This is a genomic window from Micromonospora sp. NPDC048842, from assembly GCF_040649935.1.
Lineage (GTDB): Bacteria > Actinomycetota > Actinomycetes > Mycobacteriales > Micromonosporaceae > Micromonospora > Micromonospora hortensis.
In genome coordinates, this window is the sequence record NZ_JBEZGK010000021.1 from 12,942 (window position 1) to 33,610 (window position 20,669).

The 20,669-nt window shown below is 73.3% G+C and carries 21 protein-coding genes; 1 reads left to right on the forward strand and 20 read right to left on the reverse strand.

What is annotated here, in order from left to right; all coding sequences use genetic code 11:
* Position 1: 1 nt before the first annotated feature.
* The 20 genes from sbnA to AB0C19_RS25140 all read right to left on the reverse strand — a co-directional run bounded on the left by sbnA (position 2) and on the right by AB0C19_RS25140 (position 18,901).
* Positions 2–961, reverse strand: a complete 960-nt coding sequence (gene sbnA, locus AB0C19_RS25045; RefSeq protein WP_357189355.1) for a 2,3-diaminopropionate biosynthesis protein SbnA — start codon at positions 959–961, stop codon at positions 2–4.
* Between the two features lie 59 nt (positions 962–1,020).
* Positions 1,021–1,296, reverse strand: coding sequence for an acyl carrier protein (locus AB0C19_RS25050; protein WP_357189199.1), 276 nt, complete (start codon positions 1,294–1,296; stop codon positions 1,021–1,023).
* Between the two features lie 3 nt (positions 1,297–1,299).
* Positions 1,300–3,087: an acyl-CoA dehydrogenase family protein gene (locus AB0C19_RS25055; RefSeq protein WP_357189201.1), complete on the reverse strand. Its 1,788-nt coding sequence runs from the start codon at positions 3,085–3,087 to the stop codon at positions 1,300–1,302.
* Positions 3,084–4,850, reverse strand: a complete 1,767-nt coding sequence (locus tag AB0C19_RS25060) for an acyl-CoA dehydrogenase family protein (RefSeq protein ID WP_357189203.1) — start codon at positions 4,848–4,850, stop codon at positions 3,084–3,086. The genes AB0C19_RS25055 and AB0C19_RS25060 overlap by 4 nt, the downstream gene beginning before the upstream one ends.
* Positions 4,847–6,598, reverse strand: a complete 1,752-nt coding sequence (locus tag AB0C19_RS25065; protein ID WP_357189205.1) for a fatty acyl-AMP ligase — start codon at positions 6,596–6,598, stop codon at positions 4,847–4,849. Before AB0C19_RS25065 ends, AB0C19_RS25060 begins: the two co-directional genes overlap by 4 nt.
* Before the next feature lie 75 nt (positions 6,599–6,673).
* A complete protein-coding gene (locus AB0C19_RS25070; protein ID WP_357189207.1) occupies positions 6,674–7,402 on the reverse strand; it encodes a DsbA family protein in 729 nt (242 codons plus the stop codon).
* Positions 7,399–8,148, reverse strand: coding sequence for a 3-oxoacyl-ACP reductase FabG (fabG, locus tag AB0C19_RS25075; protein WP_357189209.1), 750 nt, complete (start codon positions 8,146–8,148; stop codon positions 7,399–7,401). The genes AB0C19_RS25070 and fabG overlap by 4 nt, the downstream gene beginning before the upstream one ends.
* 12 nt (positions 8,149–8,160) lie before the next feature.
* Positions 8,161–8,676, reverse strand: a complete 516-nt coding sequence (locus AB0C19_RS25080; protein WP_357189211.1) for a beta-hydroxyacyl-ACP dehydratase — start codon at positions 8,674–8,676, stop codon at positions 8,161–8,163.
* On the reverse strand, positions 8,673–9,053 hold the full coding sequence (locus AB0C19_RS25085) for a hotdog domain-containing protein (RefSeq protein ID WP_357189213.1): 381 nt from the start codon (positions 9,051–9,053) through the stop codon (positions 8,673–8,675). The genes AB0C19_RS25080 and AB0C19_RS25085 overlap by 4 nt, the downstream gene beginning before the upstream one ends.
* The gene (locus AB0C19_RS25090; RefSeq protein WP_357189215.1) at positions 9,050–9,325 is read right to left on the reverse strand and encodes an acyl carrier protein; all 276 of its coding nucleotides are present in this window, start codon (positions 9,323–9,325) and stop codon (positions 9,050–9,052) included. The genes AB0C19_RS25085 and AB0C19_RS25090 overlap by 4 nt, the downstream gene beginning before the upstream one ends.
* 46 nt (positions 9,326–9,371) lie before the next feature.
* Entirely contained in the window at positions 9,372–10,478 is a 1,107-nt protein-coding gene (locus tag AB0C19_RS25095) for a beta-ketoacyl synthase N-terminal-like domain-containing protein (RefSeq protein WP_357189217.1), read from the reverse strand.
* A 26-nt stretch (positions 10,479–10,504) separates the two neighbouring features.
* On the reverse strand, positions 10,505–11,329 hold the full coding sequence (locus AB0C19_RS25100) for an SDR family oxidoreductase (protein WP_357189219.1): 825 nt from the start codon (positions 11,327–11,329) through the stop codon (positions 10,505–10,507).
* Positions 11,323–12,318 carry a beta-ketoacyl synthase N-terminal-like domain-containing protein gene (locus tag AB0C19_RS25105; RefSeq protein ID WP_357189221.1) on the reverse strand — a complete coding sequence of 332 codons (996 nt, stop codon included), beginning with the start codon at positions 12,316–12,318 and terminating at the stop codon, positions 11,323–11,325. Before AB0C19_RS25105 ends, AB0C19_RS25100 begins: the two co-directional genes overlap by 7 nt.
* On the reverse strand, positions 12,315–13,478 hold the full coding sequence (locus tag AB0C19_RS25110) for a beta-ketoacyl synthase N-terminal-like domain-containing protein (RefSeq protein WP_357189223.1): 1,164 nt from the start codon (positions 13,476–13,478) through the stop codon (positions 12,315–12,317). The genes AB0C19_RS25105 and AB0C19_RS25110 overlap by 4 nt, the downstream gene beginning before the upstream one ends.
* Positions 13,475–14,434, reverse strand: coding sequence for a thioesterase (locus AB0C19_RS25115; RefSeq protein ID WP_357189225.1), 960 nt, complete (start codon positions 14,432–14,434; stop codon positions 13,475–13,477). The genes AB0C19_RS25110 and AB0C19_RS25115 overlap by 4 nt, the downstream gene beginning before the upstream one ends.
* A gap of 1 nt (position 14,435) precedes the next feature.
* On the reverse strand, positions 14,436–15,218 hold the full coding sequence (locus tag AB0C19_RS25120) for an alpha/beta hydrolase (protein WP_357189228.1): 783 nt from the start codon (positions 15,216–15,218) through the stop codon (positions 14,436–14,438).
* On the reverse strand, positions 15,215–16,198 hold the full coding sequence (locus tag AB0C19_RS25125; RefSeq protein ID WP_357189230.1) for a beta-ketoacyl synthase N-terminal-like domain-containing protein: 984 nt from the start codon (positions 16,196–16,198) through the stop codon (positions 15,215–15,217). Before AB0C19_RS25125 ends, AB0C19_RS25120 begins: the two co-directional genes overlap by 4 nt.
* On the reverse strand, positions 16,195–17,355 hold the full coding sequence (locus AB0C19_RS25130) for a beta-ketoacyl synthase N-terminal-like domain-containing protein (protein WP_357189232.1): 1,161 nt from the start codon (positions 17,353–17,355) through the stop codon (positions 16,195–16,197). The genes AB0C19_RS25125 and AB0C19_RS25130 overlap by 4 nt, the downstream gene beginning before the upstream one ends.
* Positions 17,352–18,599 (reverse strand): beta-ketoacyl-[acyl-carrier-protein] synthase family protein, encoded by a 1,248-nt coding sequence (locus tag AB0C19_RS25135; RefSeq protein WP_357189234.1) that lies wholly within the window; start codon positions 18,597–18,599, stop codon positions 17,352–17,354. Before AB0C19_RS25135 ends, AB0C19_RS25130 begins: the two co-directional genes overlap by 4 nt.
* Positions 18,600–18,631: 32 nt before the next feature.
* Positions 18,632–18,901 carry an acyl carrier protein gene (locus AB0C19_RS25140; protein ID WP_180200199.1) on the reverse strand — a complete coding sequence of 90 codons (270 nt, stop codon included), beginning with the start codon at positions 18,899–18,901 and terminating at the stop codon, positions 18,632–18,634.
* Between the two features lie 1,142 nt (positions 18,902–20,043).
* On the opposite strand from AB0C19_RS25140, the gene AB0C19_RS25145 reads away from it, so the two are divergent.
* Positions 20,044–20,565: a GNAT family N-acetyltransferase gene (locus tag AB0C19_RS25145; RefSeq protein ID WP_357189237.1), complete on the forward strand. Its 522-nt coding sequence runs from the start codon at positions 20,044–20,046 to the stop codon at positions 20,563–20,565.
* The last annotated feature ends 104 nt before the right edge of the window (positions 20,566–20,669 follow it).

Below are 20,669 nucleotides of genomic sequence, written 5' to 3' on the forward strand. Positions count from 1 at the left end.
CTCAGCCCTTCCAGAGGTGGGCGACTTCCCCGAAGTTCTCGTGCACCCAGGAGTCGGAGTAGATCGTGTCGAGGTAGCGGTCGCCGCCGTCCGGGAAGATCAGCACGCAGTTGGCGCCGGCGGGGATGCGGTCGGCGTACTTGAGCAGGGCGGCCACCGTGGCGCCCGAGGAACCGCCGGCGAGCACGGCCTCCCGGTCGATAAGCTGCCGGCAGGCGACCACGCAGTCGAGGTCGGATACGTGGATGACCTCACCGGCCGCGGACGAGTCCAGCAGCGGCGGCACCACCGAGGCGCCGTGGCCCGGGATCAGCCGCCGCGTCGACTCCAGGCCGAAGATGGCACTGCCCAGCGCGTCCACCGCGATCACGTGGGTGTTCAGCCCCTCGCGGCGGATGAGGTCGGCGCAGCCCCGCAGGGTGCCGAACGTGCTGACCGAGGCGAACAGGTAGTCGACCCGCCCGTCCAGCGCCTCGGCGATCTCGCTCATGGTGGTCTCGTGGGCCCGCGGGTTGAGCGGGTTCGCGTACTGGTTGGGCCAGAAGGCGTCGGGTATCTCCTCGACCAGTTCCCGTACCCGGCGCAGCCGCACGGGCAGGTATTCGCCGGTGAGCTCGTCGCGTTCGGTGATGACCTCCACCTCCGCACCGAAAGCGTGCAGGATGGCCAGGTTGACCCCGGTGGTCTTGCCATCCACCACGCAGATGAAGCGCAGGCCGAGGTTCCGGCAGATCTGGGCCAGCCCGACGGCGAGGTTGCCGGAGCTCGACTCGACCACGACGGAGCGGCCCGGGACCACCCGCCCGTCGCGCAGCGCGTCGTTGAGCATGCTCAGCGCGCTGCGGTCCTTGATGCTCCCGCCGGGATTGAATCGCTCCACCTTGGCGAAGACGTTGAAGGCGGCGCCCGGCACCAGGCTGCTGAGCTCCACGAGAGGAGTCCTGCCGATGGTCGCCAGAATGCCTTTGTAGGGTTTGTCCCGCACGGCTGTCCTTCCCCTGGAGGCGAGTGCCGGTCGCGTCAGCGGTCGCCCGCGACGAGGCCGATCAGGTGGGCCGTCATGGCGTTCACCGTCGGGTGGTCCCACGCCATGGTGGCCTCCACCACGACGCCGAAGCGGTCCTCGACGTCGCCGCAGAGGGTGAGCGCGTAGACCGAGTCCAGCCCGAGGTCGACCAGCGGCGCGCTGACGTCGATCTCGGCGGCCGGCCGTTCGAGGTAGAACGCCACGCGTTCCACCAGCCACGCCCGGACCGTCCCGGCCATCTCCGTCGTGGTGTGCGAGGTCTCTGTCATCGGTCAGCTCCCTGGGCGTCGAGCGGGTCCAGAGGCCAGGCGCCCCTGGAACAGGTCGAAAGTGCGGGCGGCCTCGTGGCGGGCCGTCAGGTCGGCGAAGAGCCGGTCCTCGATGTCCGGCGGCAGCGGGCCGGGCCGCAGACCCAGCCGGGCGGCGAGCCGGTGCAGCGCGGCGCCGGCCCAGACCGGGTCGGCGGACGGCGTGCCGGCGCCGGTGGAGTACGCGTGCCACCAGACGCCGGCGACGGCCGCGGCGGCGAGCACATGGGCGTAGCGGTCGGCGAGGGTGAAGGCCCGCGGCCCGGCCAGCACCGTCCGGTCGCGGGGCGCCAGCGCGAGCACCCGGTCGGCCAGCCCGCGCAACTCCGTCACGAACAGCCCGGTGAGCCCGGCGAGCAGGCCCAGCGCGGGTTCGCGGCCGGCGCGTCCGGCGAGGACGGGGTGCAACCGGACGAGGTCGGCGGCGAGACTGTCCGCGCCCCGGGCGTTGAGCTGCAGGGCGCCCAGTCGCAGCGGCGGCAGCGGCCCGTCGAGGTCGTACACGGACCCGACGTCGTCGTGTTCCGGGCTCTGCCCGGCGAGGGCGGGCCGCCACCCGCGTTCGGCGAGACGGGGCAGCTGCGTCACCAGGCTGGCCTGGCAGACGGCGCTGCCGGCGTGGGCCAGGGCGACGACGGGCAGGTCCCGCGCGGCTTTCTGGAACATGGCGTACGGTCCGGTGCGCAGGTAGCTGCGCGCCCCCATCTGGACCGAGAGCCGGTACGACGACTCCTGCAGCAGTTTGGGGACCAGGTACTTGACCGCGGCGGCGCTGACACTGGTCTCGCCGGGCCGCAGGTGCAGCGAACGGCCGACGACGGAGGCGAAGGCGTCGCAGACGAGCAGGTCGGCGAAGCACCCGGTGAGCGTGCTGCGCGCCGACGGCAGGTCCGCGAGGCTCCGGCCGTAGAGCCGTCGGTCTCGGGCGAAACCCAGGACGGTCCGCAGCTGGGTGTCACCGACGCCGACCACCATGGACGGCAGCACGGCCCGGGTCACTTGGAAGACGCGCAGGACGGTCTCCATCGCCCCGCCCTCGGCGCCCAGCTGGGCCTCCGGCGGCACGAGGCACCCGTCGATCTCGATGCCGCCGAGCAGGCAGCCGCGTACGCCGGAGACCGGATACCGCTTGTCGCGCCGTACCCGGCCCGCAGGCAGTGCCGTGAGGTCCACCAACAGGTGCGAGTGTCCCCGGCTGCCCGGTCCCTCGGACGTACGGGCGAAGAACACGGCCAGCTCGGCGCGTGAGATGTTGTTCACGAGTTGCTTGCCGCCGTCGAGCACGAACCCGCCGGGGCCGGGCGCGGCGGTGAACTCGGTCCGCGAGAAGTCGCTCCCGTGCGCCAGCTCGGTGTACGCCGCCACGACCCGCCCGCCGGCGAGCAGGGTGCGCGCCACCCGGGCCTGCTGTTCCGGCGTGCCGTCGGCCCAGACCGGGAGCCCGGCGATGAAGCTCGTGACGCCGTACCCGATGCCGAGCGCGCAGTCACGCCGGAACACCGTACGCATCAGCTGCCCCAACCGGTCGGCGCGTTCGAACCGCCCGCCCAGGTGCGCCGGCACGAACTCGGCGTTCAGCCCGAAGTCACGCAGCGCGCGTTCGCCGTCGGCGAGAAGCACACCCTGCTCGTCGGCCGCGAGCACGGCCGCGTGCCCGAGCGGGTTCGCCGGGTCGTCGCCGGGACCGAGCACGTCCTCCAGGTGGGCGGCCCGGGTGCGGTAGCTCTGCTCCGGGCGGATGTCCACCGTCACGGCTCCTCCTTCGCCAGCTCGCAGGGGAAAAGGGAGAACAGCTGCCCGCGGTCGTGCTGGGCACGGAGGACCGGCAGCAGCGCGTCGACGGCCGGACCGTCCTCGTCGTCGAGGTCCGGCTCGCCGGTCAGCCGGCGCAGCAGCCGGGTGAGGACGGCATCCAGCCACGCGCCCCTCTGCCACAGCGGATCGGCGGCCCGGGCCCCGAAGCCGGCCAGGAACAGGTGCGCGCTCGCCGCGGCGGCGTACAGGACCGCGTAGCGACGGGCCAGCACGAACGTCTCCTCGGTGACGCCACGGGGCGACGGCCGGACGGTGGAAAGCTCCGCGTGCACGCTGTCCGCCACGTCGCGCAGGCGGGCGCAGCGGTCGGCGAGGGCGTCCGGGATGTCGTGGCGGGCGGCGAGCTCCTGGATGCCGGCCACCGCGGCGGGCAGACTCTGCACCACGCTGCTGCCGGAACGCGAGTAGAGCGCGAGCCGCTGCGGCTGCAACGGCGGGGGCGGCCCGTCGGAAGTCACCGCCGCCGCGAGGCCGGGCTCGTCGGTGTGCCCGGCGCGGTAGCCGCGTACCAGGGCCGGGAACTGGTTGACGAGCAGGTTGAGGTTGACCGCGGTGCTGCCGTCGAAGATGCCCACGATGCGGTGGTCGCGGTCGAGCTTCTGGAACGCCCCCTCCTCGTGGTCGGCGACCAGCATCGCGCGGGCGCCGAGGACGCCGCGCAGGCCGTCGATGACTCCGTCGCCGAGGCTCGGCACGAGGTACTTGACCACCGCCGAGGCGACGCTCTGCTCCGCCGGGAGCGCATGGATGCTGCGGACGCCGACGAGGCTGACCGCCTCCATCGCCAACATGTCCACATAGGACTCAGTGAGCGTGCGCGCGGCCTGGGGCAGCTCGGCCAGCGGGCGGCCGTACAGCCGGTGGGCGCCGGCGAACCGCATCGCCAGGCGCAGCGCGTGGTCGGTCATGCCCAGCGACATGGCCGAGCAGAGCGTACGGGTGATCTGAAAGCCCTTGAGGATCGTCTCCAGGCCTTCGCCCTCGGCGCCGATCAGCGCGTCCGCGGCGACCCGGGCGCCGGTGAAGGCGATACCGCTGATGTCGGCCCCGCGGACCCCGTGGGTGGGCACCGCCGGCAACGCCCGCCAGCTCCCCGGGGTCAGCGCCGCCTTGTCGACCAGCAGGAGGCTGAAACCGCGAGCGCCGCCGGCGGGGTTCGTGCGGGCCAGCACACAGACCATGCCGGCCCGGGTGGCGTTGTTGATGAGCCACTTCTCGCCGTCGAGACGCCAGCCGCCCGAGGCGAGAGGTGTGGCGCTCAGGTCACCGGCGAGCAGGTCGCTGCCGTGCTCGTGCTCGGTGAGAGCCAGCGAGACGACCTCGCCGGCGCTCACCCGGGCGGCGAGCGCGGCGGCCTGCCGGTCCGACCCGGCGACCCACACCGACACCGCGCCGAGGTACGTCTTCACGTGCGCCAGCGCGACGGTGAAGTCACGGCGGCTGAGCACGCGGATGAGTTGGGCCAGGTCCTCGCTGTCGCGCAGCGCGCCACCGTGGGCTTCCGGCACGAACCACCGCGGCAGGCCCAGCGCGTCCAGGTCGCGGCAGATGCCGGCCGGGAACCTCTCGTCACTGTCCAGCGCGGCGCTCTGCTGCGGGGTGAAGGTCCGCGCCGCGCCACCGAGCACCCTCTCCAGCTCGGCCGCCAGAGCGTGCGGCGTCCACTGCCCGGCCAGGGCGTCCAGCGTCGCGCGGCTCACGAGCCGGCCCCGCCCGTCGCCACCGGTGTCCGCAGCGGACGCGCGGCGCCGCCGTGCAGCGCCGGGTCCAGCTCCTCGTGCCACGCCTCCAGCTCGCCGCGCAGGAACAGGTCGCGCATCAGGTTGCGCTGGATCTTCCCGCTCGTCGTACGGCGGGTGCGCCCCACGCGCAGCAGCACGAGCCCGGCGACCGCGACGCCGAGGCGACGGGCCAGGGCGGTGCGGGCGCGCCGGGCCAGGGCTCGCAGATCCTCCGCCGGCACGCCGCGGCCGCGGACCTCCTGCGTCACCACGATCTCCTCGTGGGTACGCCCGGGCGGGCGGACCGCGAACACGGTGGCGGGCAGGCCGTCGAACGCAGGGTCGAGCGCCTGCACCTCCCGCTCGAGGTCGTGCGGGTACAGGTTCCGGCCGTGCACGATGATGATCTCCTTCAGCCGGCCGGTGACGACCAGCTTGCCGTCGTGGAACGCGCCGAGGTCACCGGTACGCAGGAAACCGCCGTCGCCGCCCGCGGTCGTCCCGCCGAACGTCCGCGCGGTCTCCTCCGGCCGCTGCCAGTAGCCCTGGGCGACGCTCCGGCCGCGGATCCACACCTCCCCCACGACGCCCGGCGCCGTCTCGATGAGGCGTATCGGGTCGACGATGCGCACGTCCAAGCCCCGGACGACGCCGCTGGCGGCCACGTCGACGGTGTCCGTGCCCGCCTCGACGAGCCGGCCCTGTTCGAGCGCCGCCGGGTCCACCCGGAACACGGCGGGCTCCTCGTGCACCGGCGTACCGGAGACGTAGAGAGTGGCCTCCGCCAGCCCGTAGCCGGGCAGCAGCGCCGAGGGTTTGAGGCCCGCGGAACGGAACCGCTCGGCGAACCTGGCGAGCGTACGGGCGTCCACCGGCTCGGCGCCGTTGCAGGCGTAGCGCCAACGCGACAGGTCCAGGCCGGCGATCTGCTCGTCGCCGAGCCGGGCACACAGCTCGTACGCGAAGTTCGGCGCGCAGGAGATCTCGGCGCCGCAGCGGTCGATCAGGCGCAGCCAGGACACCGGCCGCTTGAGGAAGTCGGTGGGTGGCATCAGCACCGCTGTACCGCCGAGGTACAACGGCGCGAGCATCATCGCGATCAGGCCCATGTCGTGGTACGCCGGCAGCCAGCTGCACCACGTCATCCCGCCGTGCCACCCGTGGCTGTCCCGCATCAGGGCGAGGTTGTGGGCCAGTGCCCCGTGGTGCACCATCACGCCCTTTGGCTCACTGGTCGACCCCGAGGTGTACTGCAGGAACGCGAGCTGCTGCCGCTTTGGCAACGGCGGTGTCCAGTCGGCCGGGTCGGCCCGCAACGCCTCCTGCACGGTGAGGACCGTCGGGGCGCCGAGCCCGTCGCCGGACAGCGCCTCGGCCGTGTCGGTCAGGAGCAGCTCCGCGCCGGTGTCGCGGGCGATGCCGGCGGTGCGCTGCGTCTGCGGGGCGTGGCCGCCCGGCGGCGGGACGGGAACGGGTACGCGGCCCGCGTACAGGCAGCCGAGAAAGCCCTTGAGGAACGCCGTGCCCGGCGCGCAGGACAGCAGGACCCGGTCCGCCGGGGCGGTGCGGGCCCGTACCGCGGCGGCCACCGTGCGGGCGGCAAGATCGAGCTGGGCGTAGGTCAGCCGCTCGTCGCCGTCCCCAGCGCAGAACCGGACCGCGATGTGACCGGGCCTCTCGGCCACCCGCCGGCGAAACGCGCCGGTGAAGCTGTCGAACTCGGACACCGTCCCCCCGTTCCGTCGATCTGCCAGAAGCTTTGCCGCCGGCGCTATACCGCCCCTATACGGCCGTTGCCGCCGTCAGCCGCACCCGCCGGCGTGACCGTCGTCGACGCCGGGCGGCGCGGGCACCGTCACCAGCCGGCCCGCGTCCACGGGCGGCTCGGCGCGGACCGGGTCGGCCCCGAGCGCCTCCAAGAAGGCGGGCAGCCGGTCGATGCCCCAGAACTTCTGCCGCCGGTGCAGGAAGAACGGCACGCCGAAGACGCCGTCGTGGTCGACGGCGAGTAGCGCCTGCACCCCCTCGGCGCGCAGCACCGCATCCTCGGCCGCACCGGCCAGTTCGTCACCGTCGAGTCCGAGCACCGTCGCCATCTCCGCGACGACCTCCCGGTCGCAGATGTCGCGGCCCTGCTCCCAGCGCGTACGCGCGGCCTGGGCGATGAACGCGGGACCGAGCCCGTGCCGCCGGGCGGCCAGGTACGCCAGGTGCGGCACCTCCCACATCGGGTCACGGTCGACCGGCCAGGTCAGGCTCAGCCCACGCGCGGCCGCGAGCCGCCGTGCGTCCTGCAGGATGTAGTGGTGCTTCTGCCGGGACATCGGCACGTACGGGAAGCTGCCGCCCGCCTCGGCCAGCATCGCCAGGCTCCGCTGGTCGGGCTCGAAGAACGGCACCCACTCCAGCTGCGCCGCGACCTGCGGGTGGTGCGTGAGCAGGTCCCGGTACGCAAGGTACGAGTACGGGCTGCGCAGCGAGAAGTAGAAGCGCGGCGGCCGCTGGGAACGCCGCGCCGGTCCTGCGCTCACAGCGCGATGCCGCCATCGATCTGGAACACCTGCCCGGTGACGTAGGAGGACTCCGCCGAGATCAGGTACGAGACGAGCGGCGCGACCTCCTCCGGCTTGCCGAAGCGCCGCAGCGGGATGCGGCCGAGCATCGCCTTCGCCGCCTTCTCCGACATGGCACCGGTCATGTCGGTGTCGATGAACCCCGGCGCGACCGCGTTGGCGCGCAGCCCGTACGGGCCGATCTCCTTGGCCAGCGACTGGGTGAACCCGATGATCCCGGCCTTGGAGGCCGAGTAGTTCGTCTGCCCGGCGTTGCCGGCGACCCCCGCGACGGAGGAGATCGTGACGACCGCCCCGACACCGCGTTTGATCATCGGGTAGATGGCCGGCCGGCAGACGTTGTACGTCCCGTCGAGATTGGTGCGCATGACCGCGTCCCAGTCCTCGCCGTCCATCATCACGAGCGGGCGGTCGCGGGTCACGCCCGCCGACGTGACGATGCCGGTGACCGGGCCCAGGTCGCGCTCCACGGACTCGGCGAACTCGGCGCTCTCCGCGCGGTCCCCGACGTCCACCTTGCGGGCCAGCACCCGCCGGCCCAGCCCCACCACGGCCTTCTCCACCTCGTCGGCCGCCGCCACGTCGGACCGGTAGCAGAACGCGATGTCGTACCCGTCGCGGGCGAGGTGCATCACGACCGCGCGGCCGATCCCCCGGGAGCCGCCGGTCACGATGACGACGCCGGACTTCTGCTGCTGACTCATGCCGCTGCCTCCTCAGGCGAGCGCACCGGCGGGCGCCGATGCGGGAATGAACAGGGTCGGCGCCGGCAGCTCGGTGACGTCGCGCAGAGCGACCACGAAGGAGCCCACCCGCAGCAGCGGCGCGCCCTCCACCCGGCTCTCCCCGGCGAGGATCGCGGTGCCGTCGATGGACTTCACGAGCTGCACGTGGTGCTCGATCACCTGCCCCGGGAACACCTGGCCCTCGACGGCGATCTCCTTGATGGAGCCGGCGAGCTCGACCTTGCCGGCCAGCACGTCCGGGTTCGGGCACTCCCAGACCGCCAGCAGCACCGCGGACTGCGCCCACGACTCGATCACCAGCGGGATCGGGTACGCGTAGTCCGCGGCCTCGCCGGCGAAGCCCGCGTACACCGGCTCGTTGGCGGAGACGGCCTTGCGGGTCGTCATGCGCTCGCCGGGGAGGACCTCGGTGACCCGGTCGACGAGCAGGATCGGCGTGCGGTGCGGGATTGTGCGGCTGATGCGCTCCAGGCCGTACGTGCTCATCGGGTCTCCCTCGCGTAGCGCAGGCGGACGTCGGCGACCTTGCCGCGGCCGGTGCGCACCTGGGCCCGGCAGACCAGCTCGTCGCCGTCGGCACCGGTGACCGTCACCTCGGTGACCACCCGGTCGCCGGGGTAGACGGGATGCAGGAACTGGCACCGGGTCACCGCGGTCAGCCGCACAGCCGGGCCGCCTTCGCTCCAGTGCTTGACGGTCCGGTCCGCCGCCTCGATGAGGTAGACGCCCGGCAGCACCGGAAAGCCGGGATAGTGCCCGATGAGCACCGGGTCGGCCGGGTCGACCGAGAAGGCCGCCGCGGCACCGTCGGCGTCGCTTCGCAGCGGCTCCAGCGCCGCGCCGAGCGGGCTCGCAGTGCTCACCCCTGCTCCCGCAGCTTGCGGTTCAACAGATCGTAGGTGGCCTGCAGGGAGGTGACGGCGGCCAGCTCCTTCTCGTCGAGCTTGACGCCGTACTCACGCTCCAGCCGGACGGTGATCTCCAGCGCGAGCAGCGAGTCGACCTCGAGGTCTTCGGCGAAGTGGGCGTCGTCGGTGACCTCGGCAGGGTCGATGTCCAGGACGGTGGCGATCCGGCCCCGCAGCTCCTCCTTGTCGATCGTCAGGACGCTCGCCGGGCGGGCTGTGTCGGTCATGGTTCTCTCCGTTCTCCGTGGCGGATGGGGGTGGATCAGCGGGCGTTCAGGCGCCCGCGCGCAGCACGACGCATCCCGCCTGTCCGTCGGGGTCGACGGACGTGACGAGCACGGTGTCGCCGGGAGCGGCCAGGGCCAGCGCGGCTGCCAGCTGGAACGCCGAGGAGGCGGCCGACGCGTCGCCGAGCAGCGACCGCAGCCGGTGCCGGTTGGGCGTGTGGCCGGCCAGCACCTCGTCGAGGGCGGCCTCCTCGCGGGCGCCGAGCGCACCACCGAGGTCGGAGGGGACGACCAGGCGGACATCGCCCGCCGGCACGTCGGCCTCCTTGAGGGCTTCGGTGACCGCCCGCGCGACCGCGTGCTGGGCGCCCTCGGGACGGCTGAACGCGAGGAAGCGGGCGGCGGCGATCGTGGCGAGGGGTGTACGGCCATAGGCGAGCGCCCGTCCCGCGGGCTCCAGCAGGAAGAGCGCGCAGCCCTCGCCCAGCGGGCCGGCGGGCCGACCGTGCGGGGACCCGGCGAGCGAGCCCCGGTATTCCAGCCAGGCCCGGTCGACCGAGAACTCCTCGACCGCCCCGCACAGCACCGCCGCGCAGTGGCCCTGGCGCAGCAGCCGCGAGGCGTAGCGCAGCCCGAGCAGGCCGGTGAGCCGGCCGCCGGCGACAGTGGTGTTGGGGCCCTTGATCGAGTGCCAGATCGCGCTCTGCCCCGCCGCCCGGTTCATCACCGTGTTGGGGAAGCGCGCCGGGTCGACGTGGAACGGCTTGTCCCCGGCGAGCGCGTCGCGGGTGAAGTCCATGATGCTCTGCACGCTGCCGTGCCCGGTGCCCAGCACCATCCCGATCTCCTCGGGGTGGTCCGCGGTCAGCCCGGGCCCCGCCGACTCCAGCAGCGCCGCCGTGGTGGCCACGGCGATCGCGGTGGCCCGGTCCATCGACCGGGTGCCCTTGCGGCCCAGCACGGTGCGGGCGTCGAAATCCGGGATCCGCCCGGCGCGGTCGAACGGCCCGGCGGTACCCGGTTCGGCGGCGGTCACGGCAGAGCGCTGTTGCCGGACACCGTCGGTGAACGGCTGCGCGCCGAGACCGTACGGGGACGTGGCTGACCAGCCCGACACGACCAGCGGGTCCGCGGGCAGGAACGTGGTCATCATGGTGCGACTCCTCAGCTTCCGCAGGGCTACGAGGGGGACGGTCCCCAGGCGCCGGCGGCCGCATGGAACTCCCCGCCGTCGACGCCGATCGTGTTGCCGGTGATCCAGGACGAATCGGTGCGCGCCAGCAGCGCCACCGCCTCGGCGACGTCCTCCGGCTGGGTGAGCCGCCCGTGCGGGTTGTTCTCCGCGGCGCGGGCGACGTAGCCGGCGTGCTCGGGGATGCGCTGGAGGGCGGGAGTGACTGTGACGCCCGCCCGCAGCGCGTTGACCGCGACCCGGTGCGGCGCGAGCTCGCAGGCGAGCTGCCGCACGTGCGACTCCAGCGCCGCCTTCGCCGCGGACACCGCGCCGTAGCTCGGCAGCGCCTGCCCGACCCCGGCGCTCGTCATCGCGAACACCTTCGCGCCCGGGCGCAGCAGGCCCGCGGCGTGCAGGTCCTGGGTCCAGTAGACGAGGCTGTGCGCCATCACGTCTGCTGTCATCTCCAGCTGCCGTGAGGACAGCGTCTTGTCCCAGCCGTCGCGCGGCAGGAACGGGACCAGCGAACCGAAGGCCAGGGAGTGCACGAGAAGGTGGATGCCGGTCCCGCCGGTGAGCTCGCGCAGGGCGGCGACGACCCGGGTACGCGTCTCGCGGCTCGCCGCGTTGGCGTTGAAGAACTCGGCGCGCACGTCGAAGTCGCGCAGCTGGGTCACCAGCTCCGCCACCTCGTCCTGGCGGGCGGCGGTGTCGAAGTGGACCCCGGCCACGTGCACGCCCTCGCGGGCCAGGCCCAGGCAGATCTGCCGGCCGATCCCGCTGGACGCGCCGAGGACGAGGCACCACGTGCCGGAGAGGGACTTCAGCATGGCCGGGACTCCTGTCCGGGGGACCGACGGCGTGCGCCGGGGCGGCACGCCAGGGTGATCGCGAGATGTCCGTCGTGGACGGCGGTGACGAGCAGGGTGTCGCCCGGCTCGCCGGTGAGGGCGTCGGCAAGGTGCAGGGCTGGGGTCAGGCAGCCCAGCGGTGACTCGGTGCGGTGCTGGATGACGTCCGGACCGACCAGGGCGGCGGGCACCGTACTCGCTGTCAACTCCGCAAGGCCCGAGCCGTCGAGAATCAGCCGCACCCGCAGGCCGGGCGCCGCATCGCCGGTGACCCGCCGGACGGCGGCCCTGATGGCGACGGCGGCCCGTTCCGTGCCGCCGGGGTCGGCGAGGAATTGTGGCGGCACGAACAGCGATCCCGCCCGGAGAACAGGCGTTTCCTGCCGGCCGTCGCCCGCCTCGAGCACGAAGGCGACCGCGCCCTCCTCACCCGGGGCCGAATCCGAGCCGGCGTCCGGCAGGTGCTGCTCGGTGGCGGCCACCAGGGCCACGTCGCAGCGACCGGCCCGCAGTGCGCGGGCGCCCGCCTCCACGGCATCCATCGCGGCTGTCCGCGGGGAGGCCATGGTCAGCGCGAACGCCTTCAGGCCGTGGTCAGCGGCGACCCGGTTGCCCAGGACGTTCACCGCGAAGTACGGCGCGCTCACGGGCGCCAGCCCCGCCGCGCCTTCCGCACTGGTGACCTGGCGGTCCATGTCGTCGAAGAGGCGTCCCAGTCCGCCGTTGGTGGCCAGCGCCAGTCCGCGGCGTACCTCCGGGACCTCGGCCAGGCCCGTGCCGCCGGCGGCGTGCCGGGCCGCGGCGAGCGCGTACTGGGCCGCGGGCGGCAGGTAGCGATATCCCCGCGCACCTAGGCGGGTGCGGTGGTCGAACCAGCCGGCCACCGTGCCCGTGCCGCCCAGCGCCGCCGTGGCGCTGTCGCCGCCGGGGCTCACCACCGCGACCGCGGTCACCGCAACGGCGCTCATGCCGCCTCCAGGACCAGGGACATGTTGTTGCCGCCGAAGCCGTACGCGTTCACCAGCACCCGGCCCCCGTCGAGTGGGACCGGCCCGTCCTGGGGCAGCGACACGTCGCATTCCTCGTCCTGCTCGTCGAGGCGCACGTTGGGCGGGACGCTGCCGTGCCGCAGGATCTGGGCGCCCGCCACGGCACCGAGCGCGCCGGACGCCCCGCCCGCATGACCCAGCAACGCCTTCAGGCTGTAGAGCGGTACGCGGGCGGCGCGGGCGCCCAGCACCCGGTGCAGCGCCCGGCTCTCCAGCGCGTCGTTGAGTCGGGTGCCGGTGCCGTGCGGCACGACGCAGCCGATCCCCTCGGCGCCGCCGGCCTCGGCGATCGCCTCGCTCATCGCGCGCACGATCTGTTCCGCCTCTGGCTCGGGCGCCGTTGGATGCCCCGCATCGCAGCTCCAGGCCGTGCCGGCGAGCCGCAGGCCACGGCCGGGCACGGCGGCTCCGCGCGCCTCGGCGTGCTCACGCGACTCGAGGACGAGCATTGCCGCGCCCTCGGCGAAGACCGTGCCGCCCCGGTTCCGGTCGAAGGGGCGGCACCGCTGCGGGTCGACGGCGCCAAGCCGGTTGAAACAGCCCAGCGCCACCCGCGAGTACGCGTCCGCGCCACCGGCGACGACCACGGAGGCCTCGCCCGCGCGGATCATGTCCGCCGCGGCGCCGAGGGCGTACCCGCCGGCGGCGCAGGCGTTGGCGATGTCCTGGGCGGTGCCGAGCACCCCGAGCGCCCCGGCGACCCCGGCCGCGAGCCGGAACGGCGGCAGCCAACCCTGTTCCGGTGCGACATCCCCGCGCCGGTCGCTCTCGTTGATGCCCGGCTCGCCCATGCAACTGCCGACGACGACCGCCACCCCGGCACCGGCCTCAGCGGGGCCCAGCCCGGCGTCGCGCCACGCCTCCCGGGCCGCAGCGACCGCGAACCGGGTCGCGCGCGCGCCGGTCAGATCCCCGCCCGGGGCGAGGTGGATCAGCGGGCGGTCCATCACCGCCGGCGGATCGGCGGGGCGGTCGGGGCGGCGCGCCGCGGCGTCCGTCATGGCCTTCCACAACGCGTCCGCGCCGGTGCCGTGGCACGAGACGGCGCCGATACCGGTGACCATGACGTCGGTGGTCATGCCGACGTACCGGCCAGGGCGGCGTTCATCCGGTCGTCGAAGGTGACCAGGCTCCAGTCGCGGCGGTTCTCGATGAGGGCGTACCCGTGGGTGATGGTGCCCGTGGAGGTGTGCACCAGGGCGCCGTCGCGCACGACGTACGTGTCCATCCGGGCCGTGTACGTGACGTCCTTGAAAACCTCCTCGACGGTGAAGACCGTGTAGAGGTCCTCCTCCATGCGGGCCTCGTCGACGACGGTGATCCGCGAGCGCGGCACGACCGGGATCCAGTTCTGCTCGTCCAGCAGCGTCTTGATGGACACGCCGCGGTCCTCGAGGAAAAGGTCCACGACCTCCTCCATGAGCCGCAGGTAGCCCGACATCTGTACGCGCTCCGTGAAGTGGCAGTACCAGTACGGCATGCGCCACTTCCAGGCGAAGGCGTTGCTGCCGGCGGTCAGCTGCTTGATCAGGTCGTCGGCGTCGAGGTTGACCTCGGGCGCCTCGACGGCCCAGCCGGGAGCCGCGCCCAGCTGCGACACGACATGCGGCCGCAGCACGGCCGGGATCGGCTGGTCTTTACCGCCGCGGGGGTCGTGGCGCAGTTGCACCCGTACGGTCGACGTGGCGGCCTTGACCAGGCCCTCCTCCCGGGCGACCTGCAGCACCACCCCGAACAGCAGCTCGCCGTCGCGGGCGCGCCGGTGCGGGCGGACCGTGGCGGTTACGACGTCGTCGATGTGCAGGGCGTGCACGATGCGCGTGTCGATGTCCACGAGGTCGGTGCACAGGCCGTACGTCTCGTAGATCGCGCCCGGCGGCAACCCGCCCTCGCGCAGGTGGTTCAGCACCGACTCCTCGACGAGGTAGTTGACGTGCTTGAAGCCGATCCAGGTGCAGATGTTGGAGCCCTCGTAGCGGGGCCGGATCGTCAGCTCGGACGGCTCCGTCAGCGACGGCGTCGGGGTCAGGGTCACGTCAGCTCCTTGAGGTGGTGGTCAGGCGGGGAAGCTCCCGCAGCAGGTCCCCGGCGACGCCGGCGCAGTGCCCGGGTCGCTCGGCCATCGGGAAGTGGCCGCAGCCGGTGAGGATCTCCAGCCGGGCGTCGGGCAGGCGCGCCGCGAGGGCCGCGGCATCGCCGGGCGGCGCGCAGAAGTCGTCGGCGCCGGCCACGATCCGCACGGGCAGATCCAGCGCGGCGACGTCGAGGAACGGGGTACGCAGGTACGCGTCGAAGAACCGGGTCCAGCCGTACGGCCCGATCCGGTCCCGCACCCGCCGGGCCATCCCCGCGACGACGTCGTCCCCGAGCCGGCCGGCGGACCGTACCCGCAGCCCCTCCTCAAGGATCCGGTGGAAGCCGTTGAGGTACGTCGAGGCGGTGTCCCAGGTGAAATCGCCGGGGGTGGCGCGGTGGAAGGGCGCCAGCACCATGGCCGAGCGGGGCCGGTCCGCAGTGCGGGCAAGCCACTCCAGCGTCAGCGGCACCGCGAAGGAGTGCGCGACGACGATGTCCACTGTGCCCGACATCGCAGCCAGCGAGCGGCCGATCCACTCCGCGGGGTCGCCGCGGTGACTCCACGCCGGTTCGCTGAACGAGCTCCACGGCAGCTCTGCCATCCACACCTCGGCGCCGCCCGGGAGCCCGCCCGCGAACGGCTCCCACATCGCGTCGTTGCCCGCCAGGCCGGAGAGCAGCAGCACCCGCTGCGGTGCGTCGGAGGTGGCCGGGCGGATCAGCCGTGCGGCCGTCGCCGTCACGGCCCGTACGAGGATAGGACGACCGCGGCGGCCGCGTCCTCGCCTCCCGCGTCGCCGATGCCGGCGGTGGCGAGCACGGACCCCGAGTGCGGGCCGCCCAGCCACGCCGCCGCGGCCACGCACTGCAGGACACCCAGCGCGCCGGAGGCGGGTCCGAACGTCGCCGACAGGTCGATGCGGTGCGCGCCCGTCACGATGTCTCCCATAGGAGCCGACCCACGCTCCGGCAGACACCACAGCCCGACCGGGGCCGCTCCCGCGGTCACCTGGGCGACGGCCGTCGTGAGCGAGGCGCGCCGCGCGTAGCGCCCGACGACGGCCAACGGCCGTACGCCCCGGTCGAGGGCTGCCGACTCGGCTTCGAGCACCAGCGCCGCCGCGCCGTCGAACGGCTCCGCAGTGACACCGGAGCTGGACAGGACGTGGCGGACCGGCGCGTTGTCGGGCTCGGCCCCGGCGACCAGCACCCGATCGGCACGCCCCGCGGCGATCAGCAGCGCCGCCCAGTGCACGGCGTCGAGGCCGGAGGTCTGCCCGTTGCACAGGGTCAGGTTCGCTGCGCGGAAGCCGTACGTGATCGCCAGCCACGACGCGACGACGTTGCTGGAGGTCGCGGGCAGCGTCATCGGGCTGGTACCGAGGTAGGTGTGTTCCGCGATCGCCTGCACTGTGTCGCAGACGGTGTCGACGTTGCCGAGGTTGGTGCTGACGACCACGCCGACCCGCTCGCCGGGCACGGTCGCCCGGTCGTCCTCGCCGACCAGACCGGCCGAGCGCAGCGCGTCACGGCCGGCGACCAGGGCCAGCTTGGTAGCGCGGTCCTTGTAGCGCAGTCCGCGGCCGGTGAGCCGGCGCACCGGGTCGGCGGGGGCGGGGTCCCGCCGGTCCCCGCGCGGCTGCAGCAGATCGCCCGCGTCGTCGAGACCGGCGACGGCGAGCCCGAGCCCGGTCACCACCGCGCGCCGGCCTTCGGGCGTCATGGTCGGTCCTCCGTGCTCTCGATGACGGCCACGGCGTTGAGGCCGCCGAAGCCGAAGGAGTCGATCTGGGCAAGGCGCATCGGCTCGGCGGGCCGTACGGCCACGCCGCGCGCCAGCCGGAACCCGGAGACCGCCTCGACCGGGTCGGTGAGGCCGAGCACCGGCGGCACGACGCCGCGGCGCATCGCCAGCACCGCGGCGACCAGGCTGTGCAGCCCCGACGCCCCGGCGGTGTGGCCGGTCATGGACTTGATGGCGGTCATGTGCGGCATCGGCTCCACCCCGGCGAAGACCGCGCTGATCGCCTCCGACTCCGCCTCGTCGTTGAGCGGCGTGCCGGTACCGTGCAGCAGCACGAGGTCGATGTCGCCCGGAGTGATCCCGGCACGGCGGTGGGCCTCCTCGGTGACCGCGGCGATGCTCTTGGCCTCCGGGGCGGACGGGTGGTACGCGTCGCAGTTGACCGCGACACCACGCACCCTCGCGTGGATCCGGGGCGCGGGACCGGGACCGGCGGCCTCCCGGCGCAGCACGATCGCGACGGCGCCCTCGCCCTGCAGCATGCCGCGGCGATTGCGGTCGAAGGGGCGTACGCGGTCGGGGGCCTCGGGATAGCAGCGGTCCAGCAGGCCGTACGTGCTCTCGGTGAGGGTGTCCACGCCGGCGATCACCACCGTGTCCGCGTGCCCGAGGTCGAGCAGGTCGGCGCCGAGTGCGAGAGCATACAGCGAGGCGGAGCAGGCGTTGACGACGGTGTGCGTGTCGGCGGCCCGGAAGTGCTGCCGCAGCGCCGTGCCGAAGTGCAGATCCCGTACGTGGAACGGGATCTTGTCGCGCCAGGACAGCTCGACCGAGCGCAGCTCGCGCAGGGTGGTGCCGACCAGGACCGGTACCTCGCTCAGGTCGTCGCCCAGCCCCGCGTCGGCGGCCGCCGCCGCGACGGCCTGCACGAGCCAGCGGGTGGCCCGCAGCGGCTCGTCGGAGCCGAGTTCGGGGCGGTCGTCGATCTCGTACGCGACCTGCGCCCGGAACCGGCTGCGGTCGAAGCCGCGCAGCTCGTCGATGCCGCTGCGGCCGGCGACCAGAGCGGAGAACATCTCCTCCGCGTCGGCGCCGACGCTGGCGACCGCGCCCATGCCGGTCACGATCCAGCTCATGCCGCGCTCCGGTACCGACGCATGATGAGCACGGCATTGTTGCCACCGAAGGCGAGCGCATTGTTCTGCACGATGTCCAGCTCCATGTCGAGCGCCTTGTTGGGCACGCAGTCCACCGCGCACTCGGGGTCGGTGACGCGGTGGTTGACGGTCGGCGGGATGAAACCGCGAGAGACCGAGATGGCGCAGGCCGCGGCGGCCACCGCGCTGGCGGCACCCATGCTGTGCCCGATCATCGACTTGATCGAGATGGTGCGCGGCACGGCGTCGTCGCCGAACACCTGCCGCAGCGCCCCGCACTCGGTGACGTCGTTGGCCTTGGTGCCGGTGCCGTGCGCCGAGACGAAGTCAATCTGGTCGGCGGTGACACCCGCGTGCCGGTGGGCGTTGCGCACCGTACGCGCGATGCTGTCCCGGTCGGGCGCGACGGGGTGCAGCGCGTCGCAGGCGAGCCCGTACCCGAGCACCTCGGCGTAGATGCGCGCGCCGCGGGCCAGCGCGGAGTCGAGGCTCTCCATCACCAGGATCCCGGCGCCCTCGCCGGTGAGGATGCCCTCGCGGTCCCGGTCGAACGGGCGGCACAGCTCCGGGGCGATGGTGCCGAGCCGGTAGAAACCCGTGAACGTCTTGCGGCACATGGCGTCCGCACCGCCGCACACGGCGATGTCGACATCGCCGCTGCTGAGGGCGTCGTACCCGGACCCAACCGCGTAGTTGCCCGCCGCGCACGCGGTCGGGATGGTCACGGCCTCGACGTCCTCGAGCGCGAGCTCGCGGACGATGCCGGCAGACAGCCGGCCGGCCGAGACCCGCCGGGCCCGCACCGGGTCGTAGGACTCCGGCCCGTCGCGGAGCCCCGCCTCGACCAGCTCGTCGAGGTCGCGGGACTCCCCGTCGGTGGTGCCGACGGAGACCAGGCACCGGCGGGCGCGGACGTCTTCCTCGGTGAGGCCGGCGTCCGCGACGGCCATCCGGGCGGCGGCGACCGAGAACTGGCTCGCCCGGCCCAGCTCCGCGGGATCGAGGCGCTGGATCCAGGCCTCCGGCTCGAAGTCGTCCACCTCGCAGCCCTGGGCGTGGGCGAAGCCGGCGGTGTCGAAGGCGGTGATCGCCTTGACGCCGCTGCGCCCCTCCCGCAGCCCCGACGCGAAGGCTTCGACGCCGGTGCCAATGCTGGTGATGACACCGAGGCCGGTGATGACGACCCGGCGGCGCGTGGCGCCCGGTGCTGGAGCGTGCTGCATCATCTCACCCATCTGCGGTCGGGGCCGGGCGGTCAGCGGCGCGAGGCCTGCTCGACGACCTGGTAGATGCCCTGGAGGTTGACCATCCGGCTCAGCTCGGCCTGGTCGATGGTCACGCGCTGGCTGCGCTCGAGGGCGGCGAGGATCTCGATGGCGCTCAGCGAGTCCGCCTCGTGGTCCTCCTTGAACAGGCTGGTCTCGCTGACCTCGTCCTCCTCGAGCTCGAGGATGTCGCAGACGATCGTCTTGATCTCCTGCTTGCGGGCGGCGTCAAGGCCAACGGTCAGGTCGGCATTCGGCATGTCGGCTCCGTTCGGTTCGAGGCGCGCCGGCTAGGAGGGGCGCGCCCTTTGTCGGGCAGGTCGAGAGTGCCGTCGGCGGCTATACGAGCCCTATACGACGGCGGGGTCGGCGGCGCCCGCGCCGGGCCAGCGCGCGGCGAGGCCCGCGGTGCCGGGCCGGCGCAGCGCGTCGGCCACCAGCGACCCGACCCCGCTTAGCGGATTCGGCGTTGGTGAGCACGACGAAGCCCGTGTCGCTGTCGAACCGGGCGAACGTGCCGGCGCGGTAGCCCGCGGGTCCGGCCGCCGTGGCCGTACTCGGCGCCGCCGCCGGTGTCGTCCTCCGCGCGGGTACGCCAGCCGTCCTCCAGCGCCCCGCCGCCCCGTCGTGCCCGAGGGCTGCCGGATACCGGCTCTGTTCCGGATACCACTGGTCGAAGCTGGTGGTGGAGACCAGTCCCAGCGGTACACACACCAGGCGCTCGACGAGCTCAGGGAACGTCGCGCAGCACGGGCTCGACGATCGGGAAGCTGGCGCTGCTCTTGCGGAACCCGAGCCGGGTGGCGTCTCCGGGCGTACGGCCGCGAGCACCTCGGTCAGGGGGTGGGAACGTCTCCTCCGGTCGATAAGGGACGGCCGTCGCCCGGCCGAGCCGAACCGGTGGCTCATCAGCTCCCGCGCGGCACCGGCGGTCCCGGCACCCGCCACCGCCGGACAGCAGCGTCGAGGCGTGCCGCGCCCAGCGGGCCAGCGTCACACCCGCCGGTATCGACGGCTGGCGGGGAGGGACCGAGCACACCACCGCCTACCGCACCCGTGCCCTCGTTGGATGGCTGCTCCACCAGTGGGGGTAGCTGCAGAGACACCGTCAGGCGCACATCGCTTCTTGTCATCTTCGTTATTGATTGGCGGGGTTTTCGGGGGTAAACGGGGGGTCCCGCACAGAAACCCGCCAGGTCTGATTGTCCCCGCTGGCCCCGCCGCCGTGCCGCGCCCGCCTCACGGCATGCGTACTGACCGAACCTGTGGCAGCCCTTCCTCGGCAGCCGCACCGGGCGACCCACCACCTCCGGTCCTCCGCTCCAATCTATCGATCGATGACGAGAGGTTCGGCCCTCATCGGTCAGCTAGACCCTTGCAATCTTGCCGGCACCGTTGCCGGATGCCGGAACTGATCGCGCCCACCACCCGCCTGCACATCGCCTGGCTCGAGGCGCACGCGGAATGGGGCCCCGGGCAGCACGAGGACGGTTTCGGGCTGGTCCCGTCCGACGAAGTCGACTCGCCGGTCGGGTTCGCGGCCTGGGTGGCACGGCTCACCGACGATTCGAACCCGGCGTCGCCGATCGACGCCGACAATGTGCGCTGCACGTATCGATGGATCGTCGACAGCGAGCGAGTGCTCGGAGGGGTCGCGCTGCGGCGCGGGCCGAGCGACTACGTGCAGTGGGCTGGCCACATCGGCTACGGCATCCGGCCCTCGGCGCGCCGCTGCGGGTTGGCCACCTGGGCTCTTGGCCGAATGCTTGACGAGGCCCGAGTGCTCGGCCTGGATCGGGTACTGGCGGTCTGCGCGACCGCCAATGTCGCCTCGGTCAGGACGATTGAGCGGTGCGGCGGCCTGTTCGAGGGCATCCGGGACACCAAATTCGGTCCCGCCCGGCGCTACTGGATTGAGCTATAGCGAGGGATTCCGTGCGCTTGAACCGCCAGGTGCATCACAACTGCCTGCCGGCGGCGCACAAGTGCTGGGCATGGGCGAAGCATCCGCCGTGGTTCGGCGGGGTC

Excerpts from the sequence above, each read along its gene's own strand:
- AB0C19_RS25090 (WP_357189215.1), bottom strand. The coding sequence starts at position 9,325 with ATGACCGACACAGCCCGCCCGGCGAGCGTCCTGACGATCGACAAGGAG.
- AB0C19_RS25110 (WP_357189223.1), bottom strand. The coding sequence starts at position 13,478 with ATGACCACCGACGTCATGGTCACCGGTATCGGCGCCGTCTCGTGCCAC.
- AB0C19_RS25125 (WP_357189230.1), bottom strand. The coding sequence starts at position 16,198 with ATGACGCCCGAAGGCCGGCGCGCGGTGGTGACCGGGCTCGGGCTCGCC.
- AB0C19_RS25140 (WP_180200199.1), bottom strand. The coding sequence starts at position 18,901 with ATGCCGAATGCCGACCTGACCGTTGGCCTTGACGCCGCCCGCAAGCAG.
- AB0C19_RS25095 (WP_357189217.1), bottom strand. The coding sequence starts at position 10,478 with ATGATGACCACGTTCCTGCCCGCGGACCCGCTGGTCGTGTCGGGCTGG.
- AB0C19_RS25080 (WP_357189211.1), bottom strand. The coding sequence starts at position 8,676 with ATGAGCACGTACGGCCTGGAGCGCATCAGCCGCACAATCCCGCACCGC.
- AB0C19_RS25100 (WP_357189219.1), bottom strand. The coding sequence starts at position 11,329 with ATGCTGAAGTCCCTCTCCGGCACGTGGTGCCTCGTCCTCGGCGCGTCC.
- fabG (WP_357189209.1), bottom strand. The coding sequence starts at position 8,148 with ATGAGTCAGCAGCAGAAGTCCGGCGTCGTCATCGTGACCGGCGGCTCC.
- AB0C19_RS25130 (WP_357189232.1), bottom strand. The coding sequence starts at position 17,355 with ATGAGCTGGATCGTGACCGGCATGGGCGCGGTCGCCAGCGTCGGCGCC.
- AB0C19_RS25050 (WP_357189199.1), bottom strand. The coding sequence starts at position 1,296 with ATGACAGAGACCTCGCACACCACGACGGAGATGGCCGGGACGGTCCGG.
- AB0C19_RS25135 (WP_357189234.1), bottom strand. The coding sequence starts at position 18,599 with ATGCAGCACGCTCCAGCACCGGGCGCCACGCGCCGCCGGGTCGTCATC.
- AB0C19_RS25145 (WP_357189237.1), top strand. The coding sequence starts at position 20,044 with ATGCCGGAACTGATCGCGCCCACCACCCGCCTGCACATCGCCTGGCTC.
- AB0C19_RS25105 (WP_357189221.1), bottom strand. The coding sequence starts at position 12,318 with ATGAGCGCCGTTGCGGTGACCGCGGTCGCGGTGGTGAGCCCCGGCGGC.